Consider the following 22,250-nt stretch of genomic DNA (forward strand, 5'->3'; position numbering starts at 1 on the left):
GTCAACCAACCCAGACGCCTCGACAATTGCGCTCAAGGCATGGCACGGCTGCACACGAAGCGCATGGTACTTTCGCGGGGCCCGGTCAACCTCCGATCGCGCAATGCAGACAAATTGATGAGAGACGCGACATGGATCAGGACAAACTCGCCAGGCTGAGAGCCCGCTATGCCGGCGCGAGCGGGGGCGACATCCACGACCCGCGCTTCGCCAAGGTCGCTGCCGACCAGTTCAAGGGCGACCGTCGGAAATGGCCCTTCTCCGACGTTGCGACCTTCATCAGCGCGCCCTACCAGCCCGATGCACTGAGCAAGCCCGATCTCGGCGGGCTCGACGTCGCGATCATTGGCCTGCCGATGGATCTCGGCGTCACGAACCGTGCCGGCACGCGGCTGGGGCCGCGCGCGGTCCGGGCCGTCGAGCGCATGGGGCCGATGGATCACGTCACCGGCATGGCGCCCTTCGGCCAGCTCAAGGTTGCCGATATCGGCGACGTGCCCTTCCGCTCGCGCTATTCGCTCGAGAGTTGCCACGAGGATATCGAAGCGACTTTCAAGACGATCGTGAAGGCCGGCGTCTCGACGCTTGCGGTCGGTGGCGACCATTCGATCACCTATCCGATCCTCAAGGCCGTCGGCGAGAAGCGCCCGGTCGGCATGGTTCATATCGACGCGCATTGCGACACGTCCGGGCCCTATGAAGGCTCGAAATTCCATCATGGCGGGCCATTCCGGCAGGCCGTACTCGATGGTGTGCTCGATCCCGAGCGCGTCATCCAGATCGGCATCCGCGGCGGCGCCGAGTATCTCTGGGAGTTCTCCTACGAGTCCGGCATGACCGTGATCCATGCCGATGAGGTCGACCGCATGGGGCTCGATGCGGTGATCGCAAAGGCGCTTGCCGTGATCGGCGACGGGCCGACCTATGTCTCCTTCGATGTCGATTCGCTCGACCCGGCCTTCGCGCCCGGCACCGGCACGCCCGAGGTCGGCGGCCTGACGCCGCGCGAGGCCCTTGCGATCCTGCGCGGCCTCAAGGGCCGCGATATCGTCGCGGCTGACGTGGTTGAAGTCGCGCCGCAATATGACGCGACCTCGAATACGGCCCAATGCGCGGCGCAGGTCCTGTTCGCCGAACTCTGCCTGATCGCCGAGGCGCGCGCTGCCGGCAAGGGCAGGCCGTGAAACGCAAGGCCGTCCAGCTCGACGCGATCGACCGCAGGATCGTCACGATCCTGCGCGCGGAGGGCCGCATCACCAATCAGGCGCTCTCGGAGCGGGTCGGCTTGTCCGCCCGCCCCTGCCTCGAGCGCGTGCGCAAGCTCGAAGCCTCGGGGCTGATCCTCGGCTATGGCGCGAGGCTGTCGCCGGAGATCGCGGGCCACGCCATCGTCGCCTTCGCGCAGATCTCGCTGCGCGACCACTCGGTCGGGCGGCGCGAACGGGTCGAGAAGGTCTTGAGGGCCTGTCCGGACGTGGTCGAGGTGCAGGTGGTCAGCGGCGAGGCGGATTATCTTGCCCGCATCGTCGCGGATTCACTGGCGGAGTATGAGGAACTGACGGGGACCTGGCTGGCCGATGCGCAGCTCGGCGTGGCCAAGATTGCCACCACCTTCGCACTGAAGGCGCTGAAGGACTTCGACGGATACCCCCTGGCGGAGCAGTAAGCAGCGCAGCGGGCGCCATGCCCTGAATTCATGGCGCCCTGCCCTACGCGCGATTGAGCCCTTGGGCTCTTGCGTCGAACGCATGTCGGAGACAATATATTGCAGCGCAGCGTGAACATCGCGCCGCAGCATCGCGCCTTCATCACCCGGACGAATTCCATGACCTCCTCCAGCACGGGAGCGGCTGTCGCGCGCCCAGCAGGATCGCTTGCCGCGCCGGCTCAACGCACCAGCCTCGTTCTGTTCGCATTGGCGATGGGTGGCTTCGCCATCGGGACGGCCGAATTCGCGGTCATGAGCCTGCTGCCCTATTTCTCAGTCGGCCTCGGCGTCGACGGGCCGACCGCCGGGCACGTGATCAGCGCCTATGCGCTCGGCGTCGTTGCCGGCGCCCCCGTCATCGCAGTGCTCGCGGCAAAACTCTCGCGGCGGACGCTGCTGATCGGGCTGATGGCGGCCTTCGCCATCACCAACGGCTTGAGCGCGCTTGCTCCCACCTATGGCTGGATGCTCGTCTTCCGCTTTCTCAGCGGCCTGCCGCACGGCGCCTATTTCGGCGTCGCAGCCCTGGTCGCCGCCTCGCTGGTGCCGAAGAACCGGCGTTCGCAGGCGGTCGCCCGCGTCATGCTGGGGCTGACGATCTCCACCATTCTCGGCGTGCCCCTCGCCAACTGGCTGGGCCTCGCGCTCGGCTGGCGCTGGGGCTTTGGCGTCGTTGCGGCCCTGGCCCTCCTCACCGTCATTCTGGTCGCGGCGTTCGCACCGAAGGACAGGCCGCAGCCCGGGGCGAGCCCGCTGCGCGAACTCGGCGCGCTTCGGCACAGGCAAGTCTGGCTGACGCTGGCGATCGGCGCGATCGGCTTCGGCGGCATGTTCGCGGTCTACACCTATGTCGCCTCGACACTGATGGAGGTCACGCATGTCGCGCCGGGCATGGTGCCGGTCGTGCTCGCCATCTTCGGGCTCGGCATGACCGTTGGCACGATCGTCAGTGCCTGGGCGGCGGACCGGGCCCTGATGCCGTCGGTCGGTGGCATCCTGCTCTGGAGCGCGGCCTCGCTCGCCCTGTTTCCGCTCGCCGCCGGCAATATCTGGACCGTCTCGATCGTGGTCTTCATGATCGGCTGTGGCGGCGGCCTTGGCACGCCTCTGCAAACCCGGTTGATGGATGTCGCGGAGGACGCGCAAACCCTCGCTGCCGCGTTGAACCACAGCGCCTTCAACCTCGCCAATGCGCTCGGCCCCCTGCTCGCCGGCATGGCGATTGCCTCCGGCTATGGCTGGACCTCGACGGGCTGGGTCGGCAGCGCGCTCGCGCTCGGTGGCTTCGCGATCTGGCTGCTGACGCTGTGGGACATGCAGGCCAGCGAGGCAGGCAGGGCAGCGCTCGCCCCGGGCGAATAGCGTCTCCAATAAGCCCCTGCCAAGCGTCCCGTCAGCGGGACGCTGGCGCTGCGATCAGACTCATGGCCGCAGGAATGGCCGCCCGCCCCTCGTCGAGGCGGTCGGTCAGGACATAGTACCAGTTGAAGCCGATATAGAGCGCGAGCCGCGTCTCGATCTCGCTTTCGGCAATCTCGCCTCGCCCGGCCGCAGCGGTGAAGAGCTTGCTCAGGTGGAGTGTCCGCTTCGGCAGGAATTTCAGGCGCAGGGCGTCGAGAGCGGCGCTGTTCGATTGGGCTTCGGCGATGAGGGCGCGAAAGGTCCGGCCTGATGGCGTTGCCGACCAGAAGTCCCAGAGCCCCTCGGTATAGGCGACCAGGTCCCCCGTCAGGTCCCCCGTCATCGGCTGCGTCAGCATAGACGCCTTCTCGGCGTCATAGACGTCCATGAGCAGATCGGCGCGCGTCTTCCACCACCGATAGATCGTCGGCTTGCCGGCACCCGCGCGCCGGGAGACGGCGTCGATCGAGAAACCCGCATAGCCCCCTTCAGCCAGCACGGCGCGGGCCGCGGCGAGAATCGCAGCCTCAGAGGCCGGACTGCGCTTGGCCCCAATCGAGGCGCGCCGTGGCGTGGGCTGATCGATCCCGCTCATGAGTGACGACGCGACTCCTTTATGTCATCCGCCTCTTGCATAACGAAACGGGCTGTGCATATCAATATATCGAAACGGTACGTTTCGTTTTGGAGAAGAGCATGTCTCAATCGTCATCACTCCCCGGCATCCTCGCCAGGCTTCGCTTCCTGGGCACGCTCATGGTCGGCGCCTATCTTCTCATCAACGCCCTGCTGAGCCTGCTTGCTCCCCTGACGGCCGGCTGGTCGACCTGGTCGGTCACCGCGCTGGCCGTGCCGCCCATGGTGCTCGGCATGGTCTATCTCGTCATACCGATCGCGCGTCGCGGCACGGCCTAGCCACGTCCATGCGGCGCTGGCGTGTCCGATTCTGTCGCTCACTCGACAGAATCGGCCGCCGATGGAGCTGATTCCAACACGAACCGGTCGTCTCGGCAGATTTACCCTCGCTGGAACGAGGGAGAACGACCATGGATGCAATCGCGCTCGAGCAGCAGGTCTGTGCCGCCAACTACGCGCCACTGCCGATCATGCTCTCACATGGCGAGGGTGTCTGGCTGACCGATACCTCCGGGGTGAAACGGCTCGACATGATGAGCGGCTATTCGGCCGTCAGCCTGGGCCACGGTCACCCGCGTATTCTCAAGGTCCTGAGCGAACAGGCGCGCAAGCTCGCGGTGACGAGCCGGGCCTTCCACTGCGAACCTCTCGGCCCCTTCCTCGAGAAGCTCTGCGCCGTATCGGGCCAGGACATGGCGCTGCCGATGAACACCGGCGCCGAGGCGGTCGAAACCGCCATCAAGGCGGCACGGCGCTGGGGCTACCGGGTCAAGGATATCGCCAGGGATCAGGCCGAGATCATCGTCGCCGCGGGTAATTTCCACGGGCGTACCACGACGATCGTCGGCTTCTCCTCCGAGAACAGCTATCGCGACGGTTTCGGCCCCTTCGCACCGGGCTTCGTGACGGTGCCCTTCGGTGATTCAGCGGCCGTCGAGGCGGCGATCACCCCCCGCACCGCCGCCATCATGATCGAGCCGATCCAGGGAGAGGCGGGCATCGTCATGCCGCCTGCGGGCTATCTCAAGCGGTTGCGCGAACTCTGCGACCGCCACAACGTCCTGCTGATCCTCGACGAGATCCAGTCCGGGCTCGGACGCACCGGGCGCTGGTTCGCGCATCAGCATGAGGGCATCCGAGCGGACGGCCTGATCGTCGGCAAGGCGCTTGGCGGCGGTGTCTATCCCGTCTCGGCCTTCCTTGCCTCTCGGGATGTCATGCGCCTGTTCGAGCCCGGCTCGCATGGCTCGACCTTCGGCGGCAACGCGCTCGCCGCCGCGATCGGGCTGGAGTCGCTCAAGATCATCGAGGAAGAGCGGCTGGTGCAGCGCTCCGCCGAACAGGGCGCTCACATGAAGCAGCGCCTTGCCGCGATGACCCGCGGTATCGCGCGGGACGTCCGGGGAGCCGGTCTGTGGATCGGCGTCGATATCGATCCGGCAGTGGGTTCCGCCAAGGCGCTCGTCAAGGCACTGGCCAGCGCCGGCGTGCTGACCAAGGAAACGCACGAGACGGTCATCCGATTCGCCCCGCCGCTGACGATCAGCCGGGCGGAACTGGACTGGGGACTCGACCGCTGCGAGGCAGTCTTTGCCGCGTTTGGCGGACAGCGCAGGGCCAGCGCAGCCTGAGCACGGTGTCGAAGCGCGCAGGCACAATCCGCGCGGAATCAGACAGGGGCATAAACAATCAATAAAATCAATGATTTGCGCTGCCTCCCCTTTAAGCGGCTTCGCTCAGAAAAGCTGCATGCCCCCACTTGCGGGCAGGGCACAGGATCGCACAATCTGTAAGCACAAGCCGGACACGGGAACTCGAAACGCCCGGCCGGTCAAACCTGTGGGAGGTACCATGAAAGGTTTCGTTCGTTTGATCGCCGCCGCTGTGCTGACGGCTGCCGGCGCCACTGGCGTCCTGGCCCAGGCAAAGGAGTGGAAGGAGATCCGGATCGGCACCGAAGGCGCCTATCCCCCCTTCAACAATCTCAACGCCAAGAAGGAACTCGAAGGCTTCGAGATCGACTACGCGAACATGCTTTGCGAGAAGATGAAGGTGAAATGCACCTGGGTGGTCCAGGACTGGGACGGCATCATCCCGGCGCTGCTCGCCAATAAATACGACATCATCATCGCCGGCATGAACGCCACCGATGAGCGCAAGAAGCAGGTCGACTTCACCGCGGTCTACACCAAGACCCCSATCTGGGCGATMAGCGCCAAGTCGGCTGGAACCGACATCTCGCCGGCAGCCCTGAAGGGCAAGGCCATCGGCACGCAGGGCTCGACCATCCACGCCAACTTCCTCGAGAAGTTCTACAAGGATTCGACCATCCGCCTGTACCCGACCCAGGAAGAGGCGAATCTCGACCTGGCGAATGGGCGGCTCGACTACATCATCGCCGACTCGCTCTCGCTCGAGGACTTCCTCAATGGCAAGGGCAAGGATTGCTGCAAGAAGGCGGCCGACGTTCCGCGTGACGCCACCATCCACGGCCCCGGCACGGCCGGCGCGGTGCGCAAGGCCGATGTTGAACTGAAGGCGATGTGGGACAAGGCGATCGCCGAATCGATCGCCGACGGCTCGCACAAGAAGATCCAGGACAAGTGGTTCAAGTTCCCTATCCTGTGACAATAGCCGGCTGACCGAACCCCGTCGGCGTGCCTCGCGCGCCGGCGGTGGTCCATTTCCCTCCCCTCGCCGGCTTATCCATGTTCGACAAACTCGCACTGCTCGGTTTCGGCGACGGCGGCTGGGGCCTCGCCCTGCTCCAGGGCGCCGGGATCACCATCGCAATCGCGCTGGCAACCCTGCCTTTCGGCCTGCTGCTGGGCCTGATCGTCGCGCTCGGCAAGCGCTCCGAGAACATTGTTCTGCGCTGGCTGGCCACGGTCTACACGACCGTTTTCCGCGGGGTGCCGGAGCTTCTGACGCTCTACATCATCTATTTCGGCATCCAGATCGTGCTGCAGAAGGCCTGGGTCTCGCTCGGCCTGCCCGGCAATTTCAGCATGCCACCCTTCGTCGCCGGCATGGTGGCGCTCGGCGTGGTGCTCTCCGCCTTCTCCAGCGAGGTCTGGGTCGGCGCCCTCAACTCGATCCAGAAGGGCCAGCGCGAGGCCGCCGCCGCGCTCGGCCTGAGCAAAGGGCAGGCCTTCCGCCTCGTGGTCTTCCCCCAGCTCATCCGGGTGGCGCTGCCCGGCTTGGGCAATAACTGGATGGTGCTGCTGAAGGAGACCTCGCTGGTCTCGGTCATCACCCTGCCCGACATCATGTTCATCACCACCCGCGCCAATGTCGCGACCAAGGAACCGTTCCTGTTCTTCGGTGCGGCGATGCTGATCTACCTGTTCTTCTCGCTGATCTCGGCCTGGGGCGTCGGGCGTCTCGAGATCCGCGCCAATCGCGGCTTTGCTGCCTTTGGTGGAGCGACGCGATGAGCTGGTGCGAATATCCGGGCTATCTCTTCGGCAGCGAGGTTTTCCAGAACTACGGCTGCCGGATGGCGAGCGGCCTGTGGGTGACCTTCGAGCTGGTCATAATCTCGGTCGCGATCGGCTTTGTGCTGGCACTCGGGCTCGCCATCGCACGGCTTTACGGGCCGCGCTGGGCCAAGGCCGCGATCAACGGCTACACCACCTTCTTCCGCGGCACGCCGCTGCTGTGCCAGCTCTTCCTGGTCTATTACGGGCTCGGCCAATTCCGGCTGTTCTGGCAGGATGTCGGGCTGTGGTGGTTCTTCCGGGAGCCGTTCTACTGCGCGCTGCTGACCTTCACCGTGAACACGGCCGCCTATCAGGCCGAAATCCTGCGCGGCGCCATCCAGTCGATCCCGCGCGGCCAGTTCGAAGGCGCCATGGCGCTCGGGCTGCATCGCTGGTCGACCTTGCGCCTTGTGATCATGCCCCAGGCGATGATCCTGGCGCTCAGGCCACTCGGCAACGAGCTGATCGTGATGATCAAGGCCAGCGCAATCGCCTCGCTCGTCACGCTGTTCGACCTCATGGGCGCGACAAGGCTCGCCTTCGCCCGGTCCTTCGATCTCACGATCTATCTCTACGCCGCGCTGATCTATCTTCTTCTGGTCGAGGTGATCCGGCGGGTCTGGGACCGGCTGGAACTCAGGCTGACGCGGCATATGGCGCTACGCTGAGCGGGGCGCGCCGCGCGCCCCCTCTCCATTCCTGACAAAGTGCCTTGGCGTCCGCGCGACTTCCCCCTACGGGTCGCGCGCGCTACAGGCCGAAGCGAAACCAGAACCTATCAGCGGAGCGGAACATGGCTAAGGTTGCCTTCCTCGGTCTCGGCGTCATGGGCTACCCCATGGCCGGCCATCTCAAGGCCAAGGGCCACGACGTCACCGTCTATAACCGCAACGCGGCCAAGGCCCAGGCCTGGGTGGCGCAGCATGGCGGCAGATCCGCCCCGACACCGGCCGAGGCGGCCAGGGGCCAGGAGATCGTCTTCGCCTGCGTCGGCAATGACGACGATCTGCGCTCCGTGACCACCGGCGAAGCCGGAGCCTTTGCGGGCATGGCGATGGGCGCTGTCTTCGTCGACCACACCACGGCCTCGGCTGGCGTCGCCCGCGAACTCGACGCGGCCGCGAAGGCCGGCGGCTTCGGCTTCATCGATGCACCGGTCTCCGGTGGCCAGGCCGGCGCCGAGAACGGCGTGCTGACCGTGATGTGCGGCGGCGCCCCGGAAACCTATGCCCGGGTCGAGCCGGTGATCGGTGCCTTCGCGCGGATGTGTAAGCTGATGGGCCCGGCCGGCTCTGGCCAGCTCACCAAGATGGTCAACCAGATCTGCATCGCCGGACTGGTGCAGGGGCTGTCCGAGGGCATTCATTTCGCCAAGCGCGCCGGCCTCGATGTCGAGTCCATGCTGGAGGTGATTTCCAAGGGTGCCGCCGGCTCGTGGCAGATGGAGAACCGCGGCAAGACCATGAATGCCGGGAAATTCGACTTCGGCTTCGCCGTCGACTGGATGCGCAAGGACCTCGACATCGTGCTCGAGGAGGCGCGTCGCAACGGCGCCCAGCTCCCGGTCACCGCGCTGGTCGACCAGTTCTATGCCGAAGTCCAGAAGATGGGCGGCAGGCGCTGGGATACGTCCAGCCTGATTGCGCGCCTCGAGGATTGAGCGGGGCTCTCCGCGTTCACAGGACCAGCCGCGCCACCTCCTCGCGCAACACCGGCAGAAGCTCCGCCTCGAACCAGGGATTGCGCTTCAGCCAGGCGTTGTTGCGCCAGGAGGGATGCGGCAGCGGCAGCACGCGGGGGCGGCGCGGCTCCGCCAGGATCGCGCGCCAGCCCGCGACCGTGGCGGAGAGATTGGCGCCCGCCTTCGCGCCGAGATGCCAGGCCTGCGCATAGCGGCCGATGGCGAGCACGAGCTCGACCTGCGGCATCGCCGCAAGCACGCGTGAGCGCCAGATCGGTGCGCATTCGCGGCGCGGCGGCAGATCCCCGCCCTGCGCGTCGAGCCCCGGGAAGCAATGGCCCATCGGCACGACCGCGACCCTGGCTGCGTCGTAGAACGCCGCTTCGTCGAGCCCGAGCCATTGCCGCAGCCGGACACCGGACGGATCGGTGAACGGCTTGCCGCTGGCATGGACGCGGGTGCCCGGCGCCTGGCCGGCAATGCAGAGCCTGGCCGTCGGCGAGGCCTGGATCACCGGGCGCGGCTCATGCGGAAGCGGCGGCTGGAAGCGCGGCTCGTCGCGACAGATGCGGCAGGCAGCCAGTTCCTGCAGCACCGCGGCGAGCGTTTCCGATGGGCGCTCCCGATCCGACTTCATCGCGCCGCCAGACGGGACGGCTCCCCGCGCCGCTGCGAGATCAGGCCGTCGCAGGTCCAGATCTTGGCGCTGGTCGCATAGCCATGCGGGTCACCCGCTTCGATGGTGGCGATGCCGTTGATGCGGCCGCTCGGCCGGTTGCGCAGGACATAGAGGCCTCCGCTGCGCTCGACCGTGAAGCAATAGGTGCGACGCTGCTCGGGCGGTCCGTAGTAATAGCAGACCGCGTCCGGTGTGGTCGTCCAGCAGGCGTCGCGGTTCGGCACGTGCCGGTTATGTCCGCTCGCCCGGCCGTCGGCGTGATGGTACTCGCTGAACGGCATGCCGTTATTGTAGCGGCCGCTGACGGTATTGCCTTCGAAGACACGGCGGATGTCCTCGCCGCTCAGGCGCTCCGCGGCCGTCACCGGAGAGTTGGCGGCGGCCTGAAGCATGAGCGCGGCCGCAAGGAGCAGCAGACGCATCATCGCGAGGCAAGCCTGCGCCGTGACATCGGGACCTCAGGTGCCCGCGAGATCAGGCCGTCGCAATACCAGGGCTCCCCCTTGTCGGAATGCCCGCGCGGATTGCCGGGCTCGATCGTGGCAAGAGCATTGATCTGCCCGTTCGAGACATTGCGCAGGACATAGAGCCGATCCGTCAGCTCGACCGTGAAGCAATGCACCGTGCGGTCGCTGGGAGGGCCATAGTAGTAGCAGACCTGATCCTCCTTCGTGATCCAGCAGGCATCCTTGTTCGGCTGCCAGCCATTATGGCCGAGTGCGCGGCCATCCGGCTCATGATACTCGGTGAAGAACCCGCCATTGGTGTAGCGGCCGCTCACCGTGTTGCCCTCGAAGGCTCGCTTGATCGCCTCGCCGTTCAGCCGTTCGGCCGCGACGGAGGGCTGGACCAGCACCAGCAGCGCCAGAATGGCGAAGACCGGTCGCATCAGGCCTTCCAGCTTGGCCGCGCAGACACTTCGTCATGCCACCGGCGGATGTTGACGCATTCCTCAGGCAACCGAACCCGGGACGGCTTCATGAAGTCGACGGCGATGCCTCCAGTGATATCGGCCACCGTGAACCGATCCCCGGACAGGAAGCGGCTACCCGCGAGCTGGAGCTCCATGATCAGGAGGTGGTCATCGATCTGCTCGCGGCTGGCCTCGGCCCATTCCGGCACCTGATGCTCGAGCTCCGCCATCGACGGGTGGCTGTGCCGGAAGACAGACATGACACTGCTGAACAGGCCCAGCTCGACGCGCCGGTTCCACATCTCGATCTGCGCCTGTTCCTTGGCATCCCCACCGAAGAGCACGGGTTGGGGATGCAGGCTTTCGAGATAGCGGCAGATCGCAATCGTCTCGGCAAGCGCCGTTCCATCGTCGAGCATGAGCACCGGCAGGCGCTTCAGCGGGTTGATGCGGGCGAATTCGGGCGTGAGGTGTTCCTTCCGGGTGATATCGACCGGCACGAGCTCCGGCAGGGGAACGCCCTTCTCTGCGAAGAAGATGCGGACCCGCCGCGGATTGGGCGCGCGCCCGCCATCATAGAGCTTCATCGTCAACCTCATCGGAAACCGCGTGCGAACCCGACCATGGCGGAGGTCCGGCGGTCAACCATTTCAAACCCATTCGTGATGGCGCAGCCATGCGCGCTAGAGTCGCCCTGCGTCCGTTCGGACGCAGGATCGGCGATCCAGCTCCTTGCTTAAGCATCGGATTTTCCGAAAGCCGGATTCCACTTTTCGGTCCAATGCTCTACCGCGGATGAGCCTTGCGCCACGCCTCCGGCCGCTCGAACTGCAGCGCCCAGATGCCGCGCCCGGCGGCTCGCGCCTCGTCTTCCTCGCTGCGATAATCACCATAGGCGACGGCATGGCCCTGCCGCACCATCGCGGCGTTGATATCGGTCTCGCCCTGCCTGCAGCGTGCGAGGCCGCGGCCGTAGCGATCGACCCGGCCGATGTCGCAGGTGACGAGACCGCGCCCGATCAGCGCCAGCAGGGCACGGCGGGCGGCACGGCCGCAATCCACATCCCTGCCCGCGCTGTCGCGACAGCTCTGGCGGAATTCCGGGGCATCGATGCCTTCGAGCCTGAGCTCTTCGCCATTCAGCCGCAGCGAATCGCCATCGATCGCCTGGGCGGCTCCGGCAAGCATGCGGGCGGGGCCAAGCTTGTATTGCAGGACAGCGCCGGCAATCGCCAGCAGGCCGAGCAGCCCGAGTGCGACGACCAGATCGACCGGGCGGCTGACGCGGCGCCAGCCGAAAGGTCCATACCGAGATCGTCCGAATCCGAAGCGCGCCATCAGTAAGAGCTTAACGATTTCGAGACCATAATGGCGAGCCGGGCGTGCAGGGTCTGCCGCCGGAAGAGGTACATGCGTTCCGATTATGGCGGAAGTGACGGCCGAACAGATCCAGCGAGGGCGCGGTCCCGACCCTACGGCGTTGGCGCGGCGCAAGCTCGTCACGCGCGAGGTCAAGTCCGTGCGCGAGCGGCTGACCTCGACGACCGGCCTCGAACGCGCCTTCGACTACGAATTGCTGCGGGTCTTCGCCCAGTATCGGATGCACGGCTCGGTCGGCGCGCTGGTCCTGGCGTTGTGCATCGCGACCGCCGCTTGCCTCTGGGTCCCGGCTTACCAGGTCACCACCTGGCTCGGCATCGTCATCCTGGCCTCGGCGGTCATGGTCCTGCTTTGCCGCCGCTTCCTGGCGCAGCCGGCCGGCGAGGTGAATATTCGGCGCTGGCGCCGCCTGCTGCCGGCGGCGGAAGCCTTTCACGGCCTGTCCTGGACGCTGATCCTCGTCCTGTTCGCGCAGGTCGACGGACCGGGCGCCAAGGTCTTCGTGATGACGACGCTGCTCGTCGTCAGCGCGCTGACCGTGATGCTGGCGGCGACGATCCCGCTTGCGGTGTATTCCGGGCTGGGGCCGGTCACCATCGGCATCACGCTGTTCTTCTGGGGCCGCTCCGACATCGACAGCGTCACCATGGCGCTGATGGCGGCATCGGCCCAGCTCTTCTTCATCTTCCTCGCCCACCGGCTCTATTCGAGTTCGGTCGCAACCATCGAGTTCCGCGCCGAGAAGGACGCGCTGATCGCCGAGCTCGAGACTGCGACCGCGAATTCCGACGAGGCGCGCCGCAAGGCCGAAGAGGCCAACCTCGCCAAATCCCGCTTCCTCGCCACGATGAGCCATGAGCTGCGGACGCCGCTCAATGCCATTCTCGGCTTCTCCGAGGTGATGAAGAACGAGATCTTCGGCGTTCACGCCAACCCGGCCTACAAGGAATATTCGGGCGACATCCACGGCTCGGGCCAGCATCTGCTCAACCTGATCAACGAGATTCTCGATCTCTCGCGGATCGAGGCCGGCAAATACGCGCTGAACGAGGAGGCCCTCAGCCTGGCAGGCGTGGTCGACGAATGCCGGCACATGCTGAAGCTGCGCGCCAAGGCCAAGGGGCAAACGATCCGCGAGGCGGCCGAGCCCGATCTGCCGAAGGTCTGGGCGGACGAGCGCGCGATCCGGCAGGCGGTGCTCAACATCCTGTCCAACGCGATCAAATTCACGCCGCAGGGCGGCGACATCACCATCAAGGTCGGCTGGACGGCGAATGGCGGACAATATGTCTCGGTCACGGACACCGGGCCGGGCATTCCCGAGGATGAAATCCCGATCGTGCTGCAGACCTTCGGGCGCGGTTCGCTCGCCATCAAGACCGCCGAACAGGGCTCCGGCCTGGGGCTACCGATCGTGAAGGGGCTGCTCGATCTCCATAATGGCGGCTTCCATCTGAAATCCAGGCCGCGCGCCGGCACGGAAGTGACGATCACCCTGCCGCCCGAGCGCGTGATGGACACGCTGGCGGCGCTGCCCGAGCCGGCACGATCGGCGGCTTAGGCGCGCGCACGGGATGCGCTCGCCAGAGCGGAGTTCCGATCGGATGGAACGAGGCCGCCGAGACTGCCCGGTTCCATCACGCAGATCGCCGGAACGGCCTCCCCGCTCGCGAAGGGAGAGAGAATGAGCGCTGCCATGGCGCGCGATCCGCCACGCTGCCGGGGCAGGTGGTGGGGCATATCTGAGGGGCTGCCGCGCCAACCGTGACAGCATCCGAAGCGATCACTTTGACGCTCCCGGCAAGTCCAGCAGTCACCGCTCGCCCAGCTGGCTTCAAGTAGAAAATCGATACCGCAACCGCCCATTAAGGATTAAAATGGCGGCTACGCCCTTGTTTCACGGCGGGTAGGAGGGAATGACGGCTCGCGGCGCCCATGGCCGTTGGAGCTCCCCTCGAGCGATACAGAGCTTCATACGGCAAGCGCAGCGGACGGCACCCCACAGCTGTCACGCGTGGATTTCGCGGTGCGAGCCATCAAGCGTGAAACACCGGAGAAAGTGCCTTGAAGTAAAGGGAGGGCGCCATGCCCATCCAGATCCCGAGTGATTTCCGCCGCGTGATCGTCGCTGCATCGGTGGGGAATGTCATCGAATGGTATGACTTCTACATATTCGGCAGCCTGGCCGCCATTCTGTCGGTCAAGTTCTTCGAGCAGAGTCATCCGGTCGCGGCATTACTGAGCACGATCGCGCTGTTTACCGCCGGTTTCCTGATCCGTCCGCTGGGAGCATTCCTCTTCGGATGGATGGGCGATCGGGTCGGCCGCAAATACACCTTCCTCGTTACGCTCAGCGGAATGGGGCTGGGCACCGGGGCGATCGGGTTGATCCCGACCTACGACTCCATCGGTCTGACTGCCGCATTCATTCTCTTCGGTTTGCGGATCATCCAGGGCCTGTGCCTGGGTGGCGAATATGGCGGCGCCATCACCTATGTCGCCGAGCATGTTCCGGACGAGCGCCGCGGCTACTACACGGGCTGGCTGCAAACCTCCCCGACGCTCGGGATCGTGGTGTCGCTCATCGTGATCATCGCGACCCGCACCTATTTCGGCGAGGCGACGTTCAAAGCATGGGCTTGGCGCGTTCCATTCTTGATATCCTTCCTTCTGGTCGCCGTCGCAATCTACATCCGGCTCCAGCTCCAGGAGACGCCGATCTTCGAGGCGATCAAGGCCAGGGGACAGATGACCAGGAACCCCTGGAAGGAAGCCTTTCTCAGCTCCAACATCAAATATGTCGGGATCGCCACCCTCGTGCTGATCGGACAGGGAGTGGTCTGGTACAGCGGCCAGTTCTGGGCGTTGTATTTCCTGCAGCAGGTTTCAAAGCTGGACCCGCTGACCTCGTCCTACATCGTGGGAGCAGCGCTGCTCCTCGCAACCCCGAGCTTGATCTTCTTCGGCTGGCTATCCGACATCATCGGCCGCAAGCCAGTGATCCTGGGCGGCATGCTGCTCGCCGCGATCACGTACTATCCGCTGTACCTGTGGCTGGGAACGGTCACGCGACCCGGCAATGTCCACTTTCCGACCGCGATCTTCATCATCTTCATCCTCGTTTGCTATGTCGGGATGGTGTACGGGCCGGTCGGGGCCTTCCTCGCCGAATACTTCCCCGCCAGGATCCGGTACACGTCGGTATCGGTTCCCTATCACATCGGAAATGGCTGGGGTGGTGGATTGGTGCCATTCATCACGTCGGCGGCCTTCGCGGCGACCGGGAGCGTCGGCTACGCGTTGATCTACCCGATCGCCGTCCCGGCCGTGTGCTTCGTGCTCTGCCTCTTCCTGATGCCGGAAACGCGCCAGATCAGTATCTGGGAACCCTTCGAGACGAAGGCCGCAACCTGACGAGGTCGCGCATTTGCGGGGCTGCCCGGGCCCCGCACGGCGCGCTCAGGGCCTGAGTTCGAGACGAGCCTTGGGAGCAACGCTGCCGTCAGGCTCCCGCAGTTTCAGTCCTTCTTCGAGACCTGCGCCTGATCGAAGGTCGCCATGCCGGAATGGATGGCGGCGGCGGCCTTGACGAGGCTTGCCGCAAGCGCCGCCCCCGTGCCCTCGCCGAGCCGCATCTCGAGCGCCAGCAGCGGCTGCTTGCCGAGCCGGAGCAGCGCTTCGCGATGGGCGCCCTCGGCAGAGAGATGGCCGGCAAGGCAATGGTCGATCGAGGACGGTTCGATGGCATGCAGGACGGCAGCGGCGGCAGTGACGACATAGCCGTCGAGGATCACCGGGATGCGCTGCAGCCGGGCGGCGATGATCGCGCCGCAAATGGCTGCGATCTCGCGACCGCCGAGGCGGCGCAGCACTTCCAGCGGGTCGCCCAGATGCGCGGCGTGGAAAGCGAGGCCCGCTTCGACAGCGGCAATCTTGCGATTCAGACCGTCATCGTCGACGCCGGTGCCGCGCCCGCACCACATCGCAGCGCCGCCGCCATAGAGCGCCGCGTAGATCGCAGCCGCTGACGTGGTGTTGCCGATGCCCATCTCGCCGAGGCAGAGCAGATCGGCCCCGCCGGCAAGCGCCTCCATGCCGAAGGCCATGGTCGCGACGCAGGCCTTCTCGTCGAGCGCATCACCTTGCGTGAAATCGCCGGTCGGCAGGTCGAGGGCCAGGTCAAAGACCTTGAAGCCGAGATCGAAGGCCGCGCAGATCTGGTTGATCGCAGCGCCGCCGGCGGCAAAATTCTCCAGCATCTGGCGCGTTACCGCCTGCGGATAGGCCGAGACGCCCTGCGCCACGACACCGTGATTCCCGGCGAAGACGCAAACCAGCGGCCGGTCGACGCGCGGGGGCGCCTTGCCTTGCCAGGCTGCAAGCCATTCGGCGATCTCCTCCATGCGGCCGAGGCTGCCGGCGGGCTTGGTAAGATCCTTGTCTCGGGCCCGCACAGCATTGGCGGCACCCATATCGGGGCCGGGCATGTTGGCGATGAGATTGCGGATGTCGTCGAAGGGAAGGCCGGAAGCGGGCATCGCTGGATGTCTCGCGAAAGATGGAATCGGGCGGGATGCGGCGTGGCCGCCGGGTTGCCGCTGCTGCTATAGGCTTGGACGGCGGAAGACAATCGAGGATACCGAGACCGCATGGCCGACGCCCCTCTCGACATCTCGGAGTTGCCGGCCGGCCGGCCGCATTGGCCGGGCTGGCTGATCGCGACTGCGATCTGCATCCGTTTCTATTCGCGTCTTCCGGTGCCGCGCCTGCCCGGCGAGGATTCAGCGCATGGCCTGCCGGATTTCAGGCTGGTGCCGCGCGCCGTACCGCTGGCTGCGCTCGTCATCGCTTTGCCCGCAACGCTTGTCCTCCTAGCTGCTGGCGCGGCCGGCATCAGCCCGCCGCTGGCAGCAGCGCTTGCCGTCACGGTCGCGGCACTGACGACGGGTGCTTTCCACGAGGACGGCCTTGCCGACACCGCCGACGGGCTGTTCGGAGGGCATACGCCGGAACGGCGGCTGGAGATCATGAAGGACAGCCGCGTCGGCACCTTCGGGGCGATGGCGCTGGGGCTCTCCCTGCTGCTGCGGGTGACGGCACTTGCGGCCATTCTCCAGGCGCTCGGATCTCTGGCTGCAGCCGCCGCGCTGCTGATCGCGGCGCCATGGTCGCGCGCCACTGCGCTCTATCTGCTCGCCACCGAGCCCCCTGCCCGGAGCTCCGGCGCCTCGGCTGCGGTTGGCCAGCCCACCGCCGCAACGGCCTGGACAGCGCTGGCGCTTTCGGTCGCGTTCGCCGTCGCAGGGACACTGGCCACCGGGCTGCCGGGTACGGGCCTTGCGCTTGGCCTGGCGCTATCCGTGCTCGTCCTGGCGGGGCTCGCCCGGCTCGGCCGCCGCCTGATCGGCGGCCAGACCGGCGATATTCTGGGTGCAGCACAGCAACTCGCCGAGATCGCGCTCACCTGCGGCTTCGCCTTCGCGCTGGGCTCTGCCTGGCAATGAGCGGCGCCTCCAGCCCCTGCGTGCAGATCTGTGTGATCGACCCCGTATCGCGGCTCTGTGAAGGCTGCCTGCGAACGCTTCAGGAGATCGCCGACTGGTCGCGGCTGAGCGAGCCCGAGCGGCTGGCCATCATGGCCGAATTGTCTCGCCGCAAGATTCCGTCGGACCGGTCGAGCCAGCCGACAGGCTAGACCATCGGCTTTCCCGAGAACCGCAATCCACTTTTCGGGCCGGTGCTTTAAGCCTCGGCTTCGCGCCCCAGCCGCTGCAAGGCATCGCCGGTCAGCCGATAGAAGATCTTGTCGGGATGCGGCGCAGCCCCGAGCGCCTCGTAGAAGCCCCTCAGGCCAAGATCATCGCGCGCCGCCGTCCAGTCGATGCGCTGGAAGCCGCGTTCGAGCGCCAGCCGCGCCAGCCCCCGCATCAGCGCCTTCCCCGAACCGCTGCCGCGCGCGGACGCCGCGACATAGAGCTCCTTGAGGAAGAAGCCAGGCTGGAGGCCTGGCCCGGGATAGATCGCAGCGACGGCGGCAAAGCCGGTGATCGTGGCGTGCTCCACCGCCAGCAGGATCTCGGTGCCGGCGGGTCGATCGCGAAGCCCTGCCAGAATGGCCTCGGGCGCAGGGCACGGCACCGCGTAGTGGCCCTGCATCTCCACGAGCACGGCCATCAGCCCGGGATGGTCAGCCGGTGTCGCCAGTCGGGTCGTGACCATGCGCGCCCTCGCCCCGCATGCAGCTCGCCGGATCGATCAGAACAGCAGCGACCAGATGAAGCGGCTCGCGACGAAGAGCAGGAAGATGCCGAAGACGACCTCCAGCTTGCGCTTGGAGAGCCGATGCGCCAGCCGCGCTCCGATCGGGGCCGTCCAGATGCTGGTCGGGATGAAGAGCAGGAAGCCGATGAAGGAGACGTAGCCGAGCGAGAGCGGCGGCAAAACGTCCATCTTCGGCCAGCCGGCATAGATATAGCCCAACGCGCCCGGGATCGAGATCAGCACGCCGAGGCCCGAGGAGGTCGCCACGGCCTGATGGATCGGTCGGCCATAAAACGTCATGAACAGGCTGGAGAGCTGACCGCCGCCAATGCCCATCAGCGCAGAGAGCACGCCGATGATGCCACCATAGACCGTCATCAGCCCCTTGCCCGGCATGTCATCGCCGAGCTTCCAGCGGTCCGAGGCGAAGAGCAGGCGGATCGCGCTCACCACGGCGACCGCGACGAAGATGATCTTGAACAGGTCGGGCGGCGCATAGCGCGCGATATAGCTGCCGCCCATGACGCCGAGCACGACCGGGACCGCCCAGACCTTGAGAATGTCGAGATCGACGAGCCCCTTGGCCCGGTGGGCGTTGAAGGAGCGGATCGAGGTCGGGATGATGATCGCGAGCGAGGTGCCGACGCAAAGCGGCATGCGCACCTCCTCCGGCACGCCGATGACGCGGAAGACCTCGTAGAGGATCGGCACGATGACCGCGCCGCCGCCGACGCCGAAGAGCCCGGCGAGAACACCGGTGACCGCACCGGCCAGAACCAGCGACACGGCAAGAAAGGCGAGATCGCCCAAGGGGATTCCAGCAATCATAGAAACAATCCGTTGGCGGCGGGCGGCCACCTCTGGGCGATTTTGCGCGCCGGGGCAAGGCTTGCGCGGCAAGGCCGCTATGTCTGCGGCAGTTTCGGTGATTGTATGGCCCTGGGGCGCACAGGGGACTGCCTGTCCATGCCGCTGCTGCAATCCCGCTCGCAAGCGGCAGAGGCTCGACCGGTTGCTGCAGTGTTGGCAGTGCTGAGTGCGGCCTTAAGTCTAGCCTGACAGGAAAGGACAATATTCGCACGGAGACGAAGGCCACAGGGTCGGGGGGATATCTCATCAAAAGCCACTCAGGGAGGTTAAAGATGACAGATCAACTGACTGACACGCAGCAACGCCCGGAGCTCTCACGGAGACATCTCATCGCTGCGATGGGAACCGGCGCGCTCGCCATGGCGACGAACCCAGCCCTCGCCCAGGCCCCGTCCGGCCCGGTCGGACCGCCCAGCACGATTACCAGCCCGCCCCGGGATTTCAGCCGCAACGGCGCCCCGACAACCTATTTCACCGATCCCGACGTCCTCGCGGTCGACCCGGTGTTCAACAATTATGCCCAGCCCAACAGCGCGATCCAGCGGCTCTGGACCGGCGCGCTCTGGGCCGAAGGACCGGCCTGGAACGCGCAGGGTCGCTATCTGGTCTGGAGCGACATCCCCAACAATCGGCAATTGCGCTGGCTGGAAGATGACGGACGGGTCAGCATCTTCCGCACACCGTCAGGCAACAGCAATGGCAACAGCTTCGACTTCCAGGGCCGCCAGCTCTCCTGCGAGCACCTGAACCGCCGCGTCGTGCGCTATGAGCTCGACGGGTCGGCGACCGTGCTCGCCGACAGTTTCGAGGGCAAGAAACTGAACTCGCCCAATGATATCGTTGCCCATCCCGACGGCAGCTACTGGTTCACCGATCCGCCCTATGGCGGCCAACTCTACGAGGGCGCGCCGGACGCCGCCGGAGGTCCGAGCAACCCGAGTGGGCGGCTCAATCCGCGGCTCGGCCAGCTCGCCGGCATCGGCATGGCCAAACGCGAACTGCCGACGAACTGTTATCGCATCGACCCGTCCGGCCGCATCGACCGCGTCGTCACCGAGGAACAGGTGCCGGACCCGAACGGGCTCTGCTTCTCGCCTGATTTCAAGAAGCTCTACGTTGTCTCGACCGGAAAGGGGCCGGGCGATACCGGCCCCGGCGGCAAGGGCGACATTCATGTCTTCGATGTCGGTGCCGACAACAAGCTTGGCAATCAGAAGCTCTTCTCCGATTGCATGCTCGACGGCGTGAAATGCGGGCCCGACGGGATACGCAGCGATGTCGACGGCAATCTCTGGGTCTCGAGCAATGCCGGCCGCGCCGTCGGCTATAATGGCGTGCAGGTGTTCAACCCGGCGGGCAAGCTGATCGGGCGCATCCGCCTGCCGGAGGTCTGCGGCAATATCTGTTTCGGCGGACCGAAGCGAAACCGCCTGTTCATGGCAGCGAGCCAGTCGATCTACGCGGTCTATGTCAATACGCAGGGCGCCGGGCCGGGCTGACCTCTTACCGTCTCGCGCTATTGCATCGGCCCGAAAAGTGGATTGCGGTTTTCGGAAAAGCCGATGCAAACACAAAGGGTTAGATCATCGGACCGGATACGATTTCCGGTCCGATGATCTAGCCGTCGCAGCTGCGGCAGCTAGCGCGCAACCGGAGCCGGCGCGCCGGCCTCGTGGTGCTGGTCCGGGCCGCCACCAACGCCACGCAGCATCACGACCGCAAAGAGGCCGGCAAGGACCGCAATCGCCGAACAGAGCCCCGCCGTGATGGCGAAGGAGCGTGTGAAGGCCGCACGCGCCGTCGCAAGCAGGTCTGCCCCGGCTGTCCCCGCGACCTCCTTTGCAATGGTCAATGCGCCACCGAGCGTATCACGCGCAGCAGCGGCCGCCTCCGGCGACACGCCCGACGGCACGGCCAGGCCCATCTGATAGCGATACAGCGCAGTCAGGACGCTTCCGAGGATGGCGATGCCGAGAGCGCCGCCGAACTCGGCGCTCGTTTCGGACAGGCCCGACGCCGTGCCGGCGCGCTCGGGCGGAACGCTGCCGACCACGAGATCGGTCGTCAGCGTGACGATCGGCGCGAGCCCCAGCGAGAGCAGAACCGTCCCGGCGACGATGATCATGGGGCCTTCGACATGGCTGATCCCGGCCAGCGTCGCAAAGCCCAACGCGGTCAACGTGAAGCCGCCCGCCATGACATGCGCAGGGCTCGCGCTGCCGACGATACGGGGCGCGAACATCGATCCCAGGATGAAACCAAGCGCAGAGGGCAGGGACCAGAGCCCGGCCTCCAGCGGCTTCATTCCCAGCACGAGCTGCAGATACTGACCGGTGAAGAGGAAGCTGCTGAAGGCGATGAAGAAGCCGAGGATGTTGACCGTCAGTGAAGCGCTGAAGGCCCTGGAGCGAAACAACGCCAGATCGACCAACGGTTCGGCCAGGCGCACCTGGCGGCGCAGGAAGAGGCCGGCAAGCGCCATCCCAGCCAGGATCGCCATGATGGGCAGCCAGCCCAGGCCATCCTCGGCAATCCGCTTCAACCCGTAGATCACGGCCAGCACGGAAACGAGCGACATGGCGGCGCTTGCAAGATCGAGCCTGCCGGCATTCGGGTCGCGGAATTCCGGCAGCAGCACGGGGCCGAGCAGGAGCAGCAGCACCATCACCGGCACATTGATCAGGAAGACCGAGCCCCACCAGAAATGCTCGAGCATGATGCCGCCGACCAGCGGGCCGATCGCGCCGCCCGCCGAGAAGCTGGCGATCCAGATGCCGATGGCCGCGGTCCGCTGGCGCGGATCGAGGAACATGTTGCGGATCAGGGAGAGCGTCGAGGGCGCGAGCGTCGCCCCCGCCACACCCAATGCGGCGCGCGCCGCGATCAGCGTGCCGGCGCTATTGGCGAAAGCGGCCAGGATCGATGCGAGGCCGAACGCCGCCGCACCGATCAGTAGCAGCCGGCGCCGGCCGATCCGGTCTCCCAGCGTGCCCATGGTGATCAGGCAGCCGGCGATCATGAAGCCGTAGATATCGACGATCCAGAGCAGTTGCGAGGCACTGGGCCTGAGTTCCGCGCTGAGCTGCGGCACAGCGAGATTCAGGACCGTCAGATCCATCGAATAGAGCAGGCAGGGCAGCGCGATGACGGCAAGGCCGATCCATTCGCGCCGACCGGCCTGAGGGGCTTGATCGTGCATCGTTATTGAAGGCTCCGGAGGCGTTGCCGCCCCTTGGTGA

Annotated in this window: 24 protein-coding genes; 14 read left to right on the top strand and 10 right to left on the bottom strand. The window is 66.0% G+C overall.

The window, feature by feature from the left end:
- Nucleotides 1-131 precede the first annotated feature (131 nt).
- From speB to AC1DGP_RS08830, 3 genes are all read left to right on the top strand, one after another.
- On the top strand, nt 132-1,184 hold the full coding sequence (gene speB / locus AC1DGP_RS08820; RefSeq protein WP_441489204.1) for an agmatinase: 1,053 nt from the start codon (nt 132-134) through the stop codon (nt 1,182-1,184).
- Nucleotides 1,181-1,666, top strand: coding sequence for an Lrp/AsnC family transcriptional regulator (locus tag AC1DGP_RS08825; protein ID WP_069877198.1), 486 nt, complete (start codon nt 1,181-1,183; stop codon nt 1,664-1,666). Before speB ends, AC1DGP_RS08825 begins: the two co-directional genes overlap by 4 nt.
- A gap of 159 nt (nt 1,667-1,825) precedes the next feature.
- Nucleotides 1,826-3,070 carry an MFS transporter gene (locus AC1DGP_RS08830; RefSeq protein ID WP_441506666.1) on the top strand — a complete coding sequence of 415 codons (1,245 nt, stop codon included), beginning with the start codon at nt 1,826-1,828 and terminating at the stop codon, nt 3,068-3,070.
- Nucleotides 3,071-3,101: 31 nt separating this feature from the next.
- Here the strand turns inward: AC1DGP_RS08830 and AC1DGP_RS08835 are convergent, their stop codons facing one another.
- Nucleotides 3,102-3,704 (bottom strand): TetR/AcrR family transcriptional regulator, encoded by a 603-nt coding sequence (locus AC1DGP_RS08835; protein ID WP_441489203.1) that lies wholly within the window; start codon nt 3,702-3,704, stop codon nt 3,102-3,104.
- Nucleotides 3,705-3,805: 101 nt separating this feature from the next.
- Here AC1DGP_RS08835 and AC1DGP_RS08840 point away from each other — a divergent pair, with 101 nt between their 5' ends.
- The 6 genes from AC1DGP_RS08840 (at nt 3,806) to AC1DGP_RS08865 (ending at nt 8,887) form a co-directional block, all read left to right on the top strand.
- Entirely contained in the window at nt 3,806-4,024 is a 219-nt protein-coding gene (locus tag AC1DGP_RS08840; protein ID WP_441489202.1) for a hypothetical protein, read from the top strand.
- Between the two features lie 131 nt (nt 4,025-4,155).
- A complete protein-coding gene (gene rocD / locus AC1DGP_RS08845; protein WP_441506575.1) occupies nt 4,156-5,376 on the top strand; it encodes an ornithine--oxo-acid transaminase in 1,221 nt (406 codons plus the stop codon).
- A 220-nt stretch (nt 5,377-5,596) separates the two neighbouring features.
- Complete coding sequence (locus AC1DGP_RS08850; protein ID WP_441489200.1) at nt 5,597-6,373, top strand: transporter substrate-binding domain-containing protein; 777 nt, start codon at nt 5,597-5,599, stop codon at nt 6,371-6,373.
- An 80-nt stretch (nt 6,374-6,453) separates the two neighbouring features.
- Nucleotides 6,454-7,182 carry an ABC transporter permease gene (locus AC1DGP_RS08855; protein ID WP_069877202.1) on the top strand — a complete coding sequence of 243 codons (729 nt, stop codon included), beginning with the start codon at nt 6,454-6,456 and terminating at the stop codon, nt 7,180-7,182.
- On the top strand, nt 7,179-7,895 hold the full coding sequence (locus tag AC1DGP_RS08860) for an ABC transporter permease (protein ID WP_441506576.1): 717 nt from the start codon (nt 7,179-7,181) through the stop codon (nt 7,893-7,895). Before AC1DGP_RS08855 ends, AC1DGP_RS08860 begins: the two co-directional genes overlap by 4 nt.
- Nucleotides 7,896-8,020: 125 nt before the next feature.
- Entirely contained in the window at nt 8,021-8,887 is an 867-nt protein-coding gene (locus AC1DGP_RS08865) for an NAD(P)-dependent oxidoreductase (RefSeq protein WP_476775659.1), read from the top strand.
- A gap of 16 nt (nt 8,888-8,903) precedes the next feature.
- Here the strand turns inward: AC1DGP_RS08865 and AC1DGP_RS08870 are convergent, their stop codons facing one another.
- From AC1DGP_RS08870 to AC1DGP_RS08890, 5 genes are all read right to left on the bottom strand, one after another.
- Nucleotides 8,904-9,545: a uracil-DNA glycosylase family protein gene (locus tag AC1DGP_RS08870; protein ID WP_441506578.1), complete on the bottom strand. Its 642-nt coding sequence runs from the start codon at nt 9,543-9,545 to the stop codon at nt 8,904-8,906.
- Nucleotides 9,542-10,012, bottom strand: a complete 471-nt coding sequence (locus AC1DGP_RS08875; protein ID WP_441506579.1) for a hypothetical protein — start codon at nt 10,010-10,012, stop codon at nt 9,542-9,544. The genes AC1DGP_RS08870 and AC1DGP_RS08875 overlap by 4 nt, the downstream gene beginning before the upstream one ends.
- The gene (locus AC1DGP_RS08880; protein WP_441506580.1) at nt 10,009-10,476 is read right to left on the bottom strand and encodes a hypothetical protein; all 468 of its coding nucleotides are present in this window, start codon (nt 10,474-10,476) and stop codon (nt 10,009-10,011) included. The genes AC1DGP_RS08875 and AC1DGP_RS08880 overlap by 4 nt, the downstream gene beginning before the upstream one ends.
- Nucleotides 10,476-11,087, bottom strand: a complete 612-nt coding sequence (locus AC1DGP_RS08885; RefSeq protein ID WP_441489195.1) for a glutathione S-transferase family protein — start codon at nt 11,085-11,087, stop codon at nt 10,476-10,478. Before AC1DGP_RS08885 ends, AC1DGP_RS08880 begins: the two co-directional genes overlap by 1 nt.
- Before the next feature lie 199 nt (nt 11,088-11,286).
- Nucleotides 11,287-11,838, bottom strand: a complete 552-nt coding sequence (locus AC1DGP_RS08890; protein ID WP_441489194.1) for a thermonuclease family protein — start codon at nt 11,836-11,838, stop codon at nt 11,287-11,289.
- Between the two features lie 85 nt (nt 11,839-11,923).
- Here AC1DGP_RS08890 and AC1DGP_RS08895 point away from each other — a divergent pair, with 85 nt between their 5' ends.
- Together AC1DGP_RS08895 and AC1DGP_RS08900 are read left to right on the top strand one after the other, a co-directional pair.
- Complete coding sequence (locus AC1DGP_RS08895) at nt 11,924-13,441, top strand: sensor histidine kinase (protein WP_441489193.1); 1,518 nt, start codon at nt 11,924-11,926, stop codon at nt 13,439-13,441.
- Nucleotides 13,442-13,965: 524 nt separating this feature from the next.
- The gene (locus tag AC1DGP_RS08900) at nt 13,966-15,294 is read left to right on the top strand and encodes an MFS transporter (RefSeq protein ID WP_441506581.1); all 1,329 of its coding nucleotides are present in this window, start codon (nt 13,966-13,968) and stop codon (nt 15,292-15,294) included.
- A gap of 104 nt (nt 15,295-15,398) precedes the next feature.
- Here the strand turns inward: AC1DGP_RS08900 and cobT are convergent, their stop codons facing one another.
- Nucleotides 15,399-16,418: a nicotinate-nucleotide--dimethylbenzimidazole phosphoribosyltransferase gene (gene cobT, locus AC1DGP_RS08905; protein ID WP_441489191.1), complete on the bottom strand. Its 1,020-nt coding sequence runs from the start codon at nt 16,416-16,418 to the stop codon at nt 15,399-15,401.
- A 111-nt stretch (nt 16,419-16,529) separates the two neighbouring features.
- On the opposite strand from cobT, the gene AC1DGP_RS08910 reads away from it, so the two are divergent.
- A complete protein-coding gene (locus tag AC1DGP_RS08910; protein ID WP_441506582.1) occupies nt 16,530-17,384 on the top strand; it encodes an adenosylcobinamide-GDP ribazoletransferase in 855 nt (284 codons plus the stop codon).
- Nucleotides 17,381-17,575 carry a DUF1289 domain-containing protein gene (locus tag AC1DGP_RS08915; RefSeq protein ID WP_441506583.1) on the top strand — a complete coding sequence of 65 codons (195 nt, stop codon included), beginning with the start codon at nt 17,381-17,383 and terminating at the stop codon, nt 17,573-17,575. The genes AC1DGP_RS08910 and AC1DGP_RS08915 overlap by 4 nt, the downstream gene beginning before the upstream one ends.
- 47 nt (nt 17,576-17,622) lie before the next feature.
- On the opposite strand, the gene AC1DGP_RS08920 is transcribed toward AC1DGP_RS08915, so the two are convergent.
- Nucleotides 17,623-18,099 carry a GNAT family N-acetyltransferase gene (locus tag AC1DGP_RS08920; protein WP_441506584.1) on the bottom strand — a complete coding sequence of 159 codons (477 nt, stop codon included), beginning with the start codon at nt 18,097-18,099 and terminating at the stop codon, nt 17,623-17,625.
- Nucleotides 18,100-18,135: 36 nt separating this feature from the next.
- Entirely contained in the window at nt 18,136-18,969 is an 834-nt protein-coding gene (locus tag AC1DGP_RS08925; RefSeq protein ID WP_441489187.1) for a sulfite exporter TauE/SafE family protein, read from the bottom strand.
- Between the two features lie 314 nt (nt 18,970-19,283).
- Here AC1DGP_RS08925 and AC1DGP_RS08930 point away from each other — a divergent pair, with 314 nt between their 5' ends.
- The gene (locus AC1DGP_RS08930) at nt 19,284-20,510 is read left to right on the top strand and encodes an SMP-30/gluconolactonase/LRE family protein (RefSeq protein WP_441506585.1); all 1,227 of its coding nucleotides are present in this window, start codon (nt 19,284-19,286) and stop codon (nt 20,508-20,510) included.
- Between the two features lie 140 nt (nt 20,511-20,650).
- Here AC1DGP_RS08930 and AC1DGP_RS08935 read toward each other — a convergent pair whose 3' ends face one another.
- Nucleotides 20,651-22,210, bottom strand: coding sequence for an MFS transporter (locus AC1DGP_RS08935; RefSeq protein ID WP_441506586.1), 1,560 nt, complete (start codon nt 22,208-22,210; stop codon nt 20,651-20,653).
- Nucleotides 22,211-22,250 lie beyond the last annotated feature (40 nt).

It is taken from the genome of Allobosea sp. 05T433 (assembly GCF_056396065.1).

Coding starts and splice junctions, on each gene's coding strand:
- speB (WP_441489204.1), top strand. CDS start 132: ATGGATCAGGACAAACTCGCCAGGCTGAGAGCCCGCTATGCCGGCGCG.
- AC1DGP_RS08830 (WP_441506666.1), top strand. CDS start 1,826: ATGACCTCCTCCAGCACGGGAGCGGCTGTCGCGCGCCCAGCAGGATCG.
- AC1DGP_RS08835 (WP_441489203.1), bottom strand. CDS start 3,704: ATGAGCGGGATCGATCAGCCCACGCCACGGCGCGCCTCGATTGGGGCC.
- AC1DGP_RS08840 (WP_441489202.1), top strand. CDS start 3,806: ATGTCTCAATCGTCATCACTCCCCGGCATCCTCGCCAGGCTTCGCTTC.
- rocD (WP_441506575.1), top strand. CDS start 4,156: ATGGATGCAATCGCGCTCGAGCAGCAGGTCTGTGCCGCCAACTACGCG.
- AC1DGP_RS08855 (WP_069877202.1), top strand. CDS start 6,454: ATGTTCGACAAACTCGCACTGCTCGGTTTCGGCGACGGCGGCTGGGGC.
- AC1DGP_RS08860 (WP_441506576.1), top strand. CDS start 7,179: ATGAGCTGGTGCGAATATCCGGGCTATCTCTTCGGCAGCGAGGTTTTC.
- AC1DGP_RS08865 (WP_476775659.1), top strand. CDS start 8,021: ATGGCTAAGGTTGCCTTCCTCGGTCTCGGCGTCATGGGCTACCCCATG.
- AC1DGP_RS08870 (WP_441506578.1), bottom strand. CDS start 9,545: ATGAAGTCGGATCGGGAGCGCCCATCGGAAACGCTCGCCGCGGTGCTG.
- AC1DGP_RS08875 (WP_441506579.1), bottom strand. CDS start 10,012: ATGATGCGTCTGCTGCTCCTTGCGGCCGCGCTCATGCTTCAGGCCGCC.
- AC1DGP_RS08880 (WP_441506580.1), bottom strand. CDS start 10,476: ATGCGACCGGTCTTCGCCATTCTGGCGCTGCTGGTGCTGGTCCAGCCC.
- AC1DGP_RS08885 (WP_441489195.1), bottom strand. CDS start 11,087: ATGAAGCTCTATGATGGCGGGCGCGCGCCCAATCCGCGGCGGGTCCGC.
- AC1DGP_RS08890 (WP_441489194.1), bottom strand. CDS start 11,838: ATGGCGCGCTTCGGATTCGGACGATCTCGGTATGGACCTTTCGGCTGG.
- AC1DGP_RS08895 (WP_441489193.1), top strand. CDS start 11,924: ATGGCGGAAGTGACGGCCGAACAGATCCAGCGAGGGCGCGGTCCCGAC.
- AC1DGP_RS08900 (WP_441506581.1), top strand. CDS start 13,966: ATGCCCATCCAGATCCCGAGTGATTTCCGCCGCGTGATCGTCGCTGCA.
- cobT (WP_441489191.1), bottom strand. CDS start 16,418: ATGCCCGCTTCCGGCCTTCCCTTCGACGACATCCGCAATCTCATCGCC.
- AC1DGP_RS08910 (WP_441506582.1), top strand. CDS start 16,530: ATGGCCGACGCCCCTCTCGACATCTCGGAGTTGCCGGCCGGCCGGCCG.
- AC1DGP_RS08915 (WP_441506583.1), top strand. CDS start 17,381: ATGAGCGGCGCCTCCAGCCCCTGCGTGCAGATCTGTGTGATCGACCCC.
- AC1DGP_RS08920 (WP_441506584.1), bottom strand. CDS start 18,099: ATGGTCACGACCCGACTGGCGACACCGGCTGACCATCCCGGGCTGATG.
- AC1DGP_RS08925 (WP_441489187.1), bottom strand. CDS start 18,969: ATGATTGCTGGAATCCCCTTGGGCGATCTCGCCTTTCTTGCCGTGTCG.
- AC1DGP_RS08930 (WP_441506585.1), top strand. CDS start 19,284: ATGACAGATCAACTGACTGACACGCAGCAACGCCCGGAGCTCTCACGG.
- AC1DGP_RS08935 (WP_441506586.1), bottom strand. CDS start 22,210: ATGCACGATCAAGCCCCTCAGGCCGGTCGGCGCGAATGGATCGGCCTT.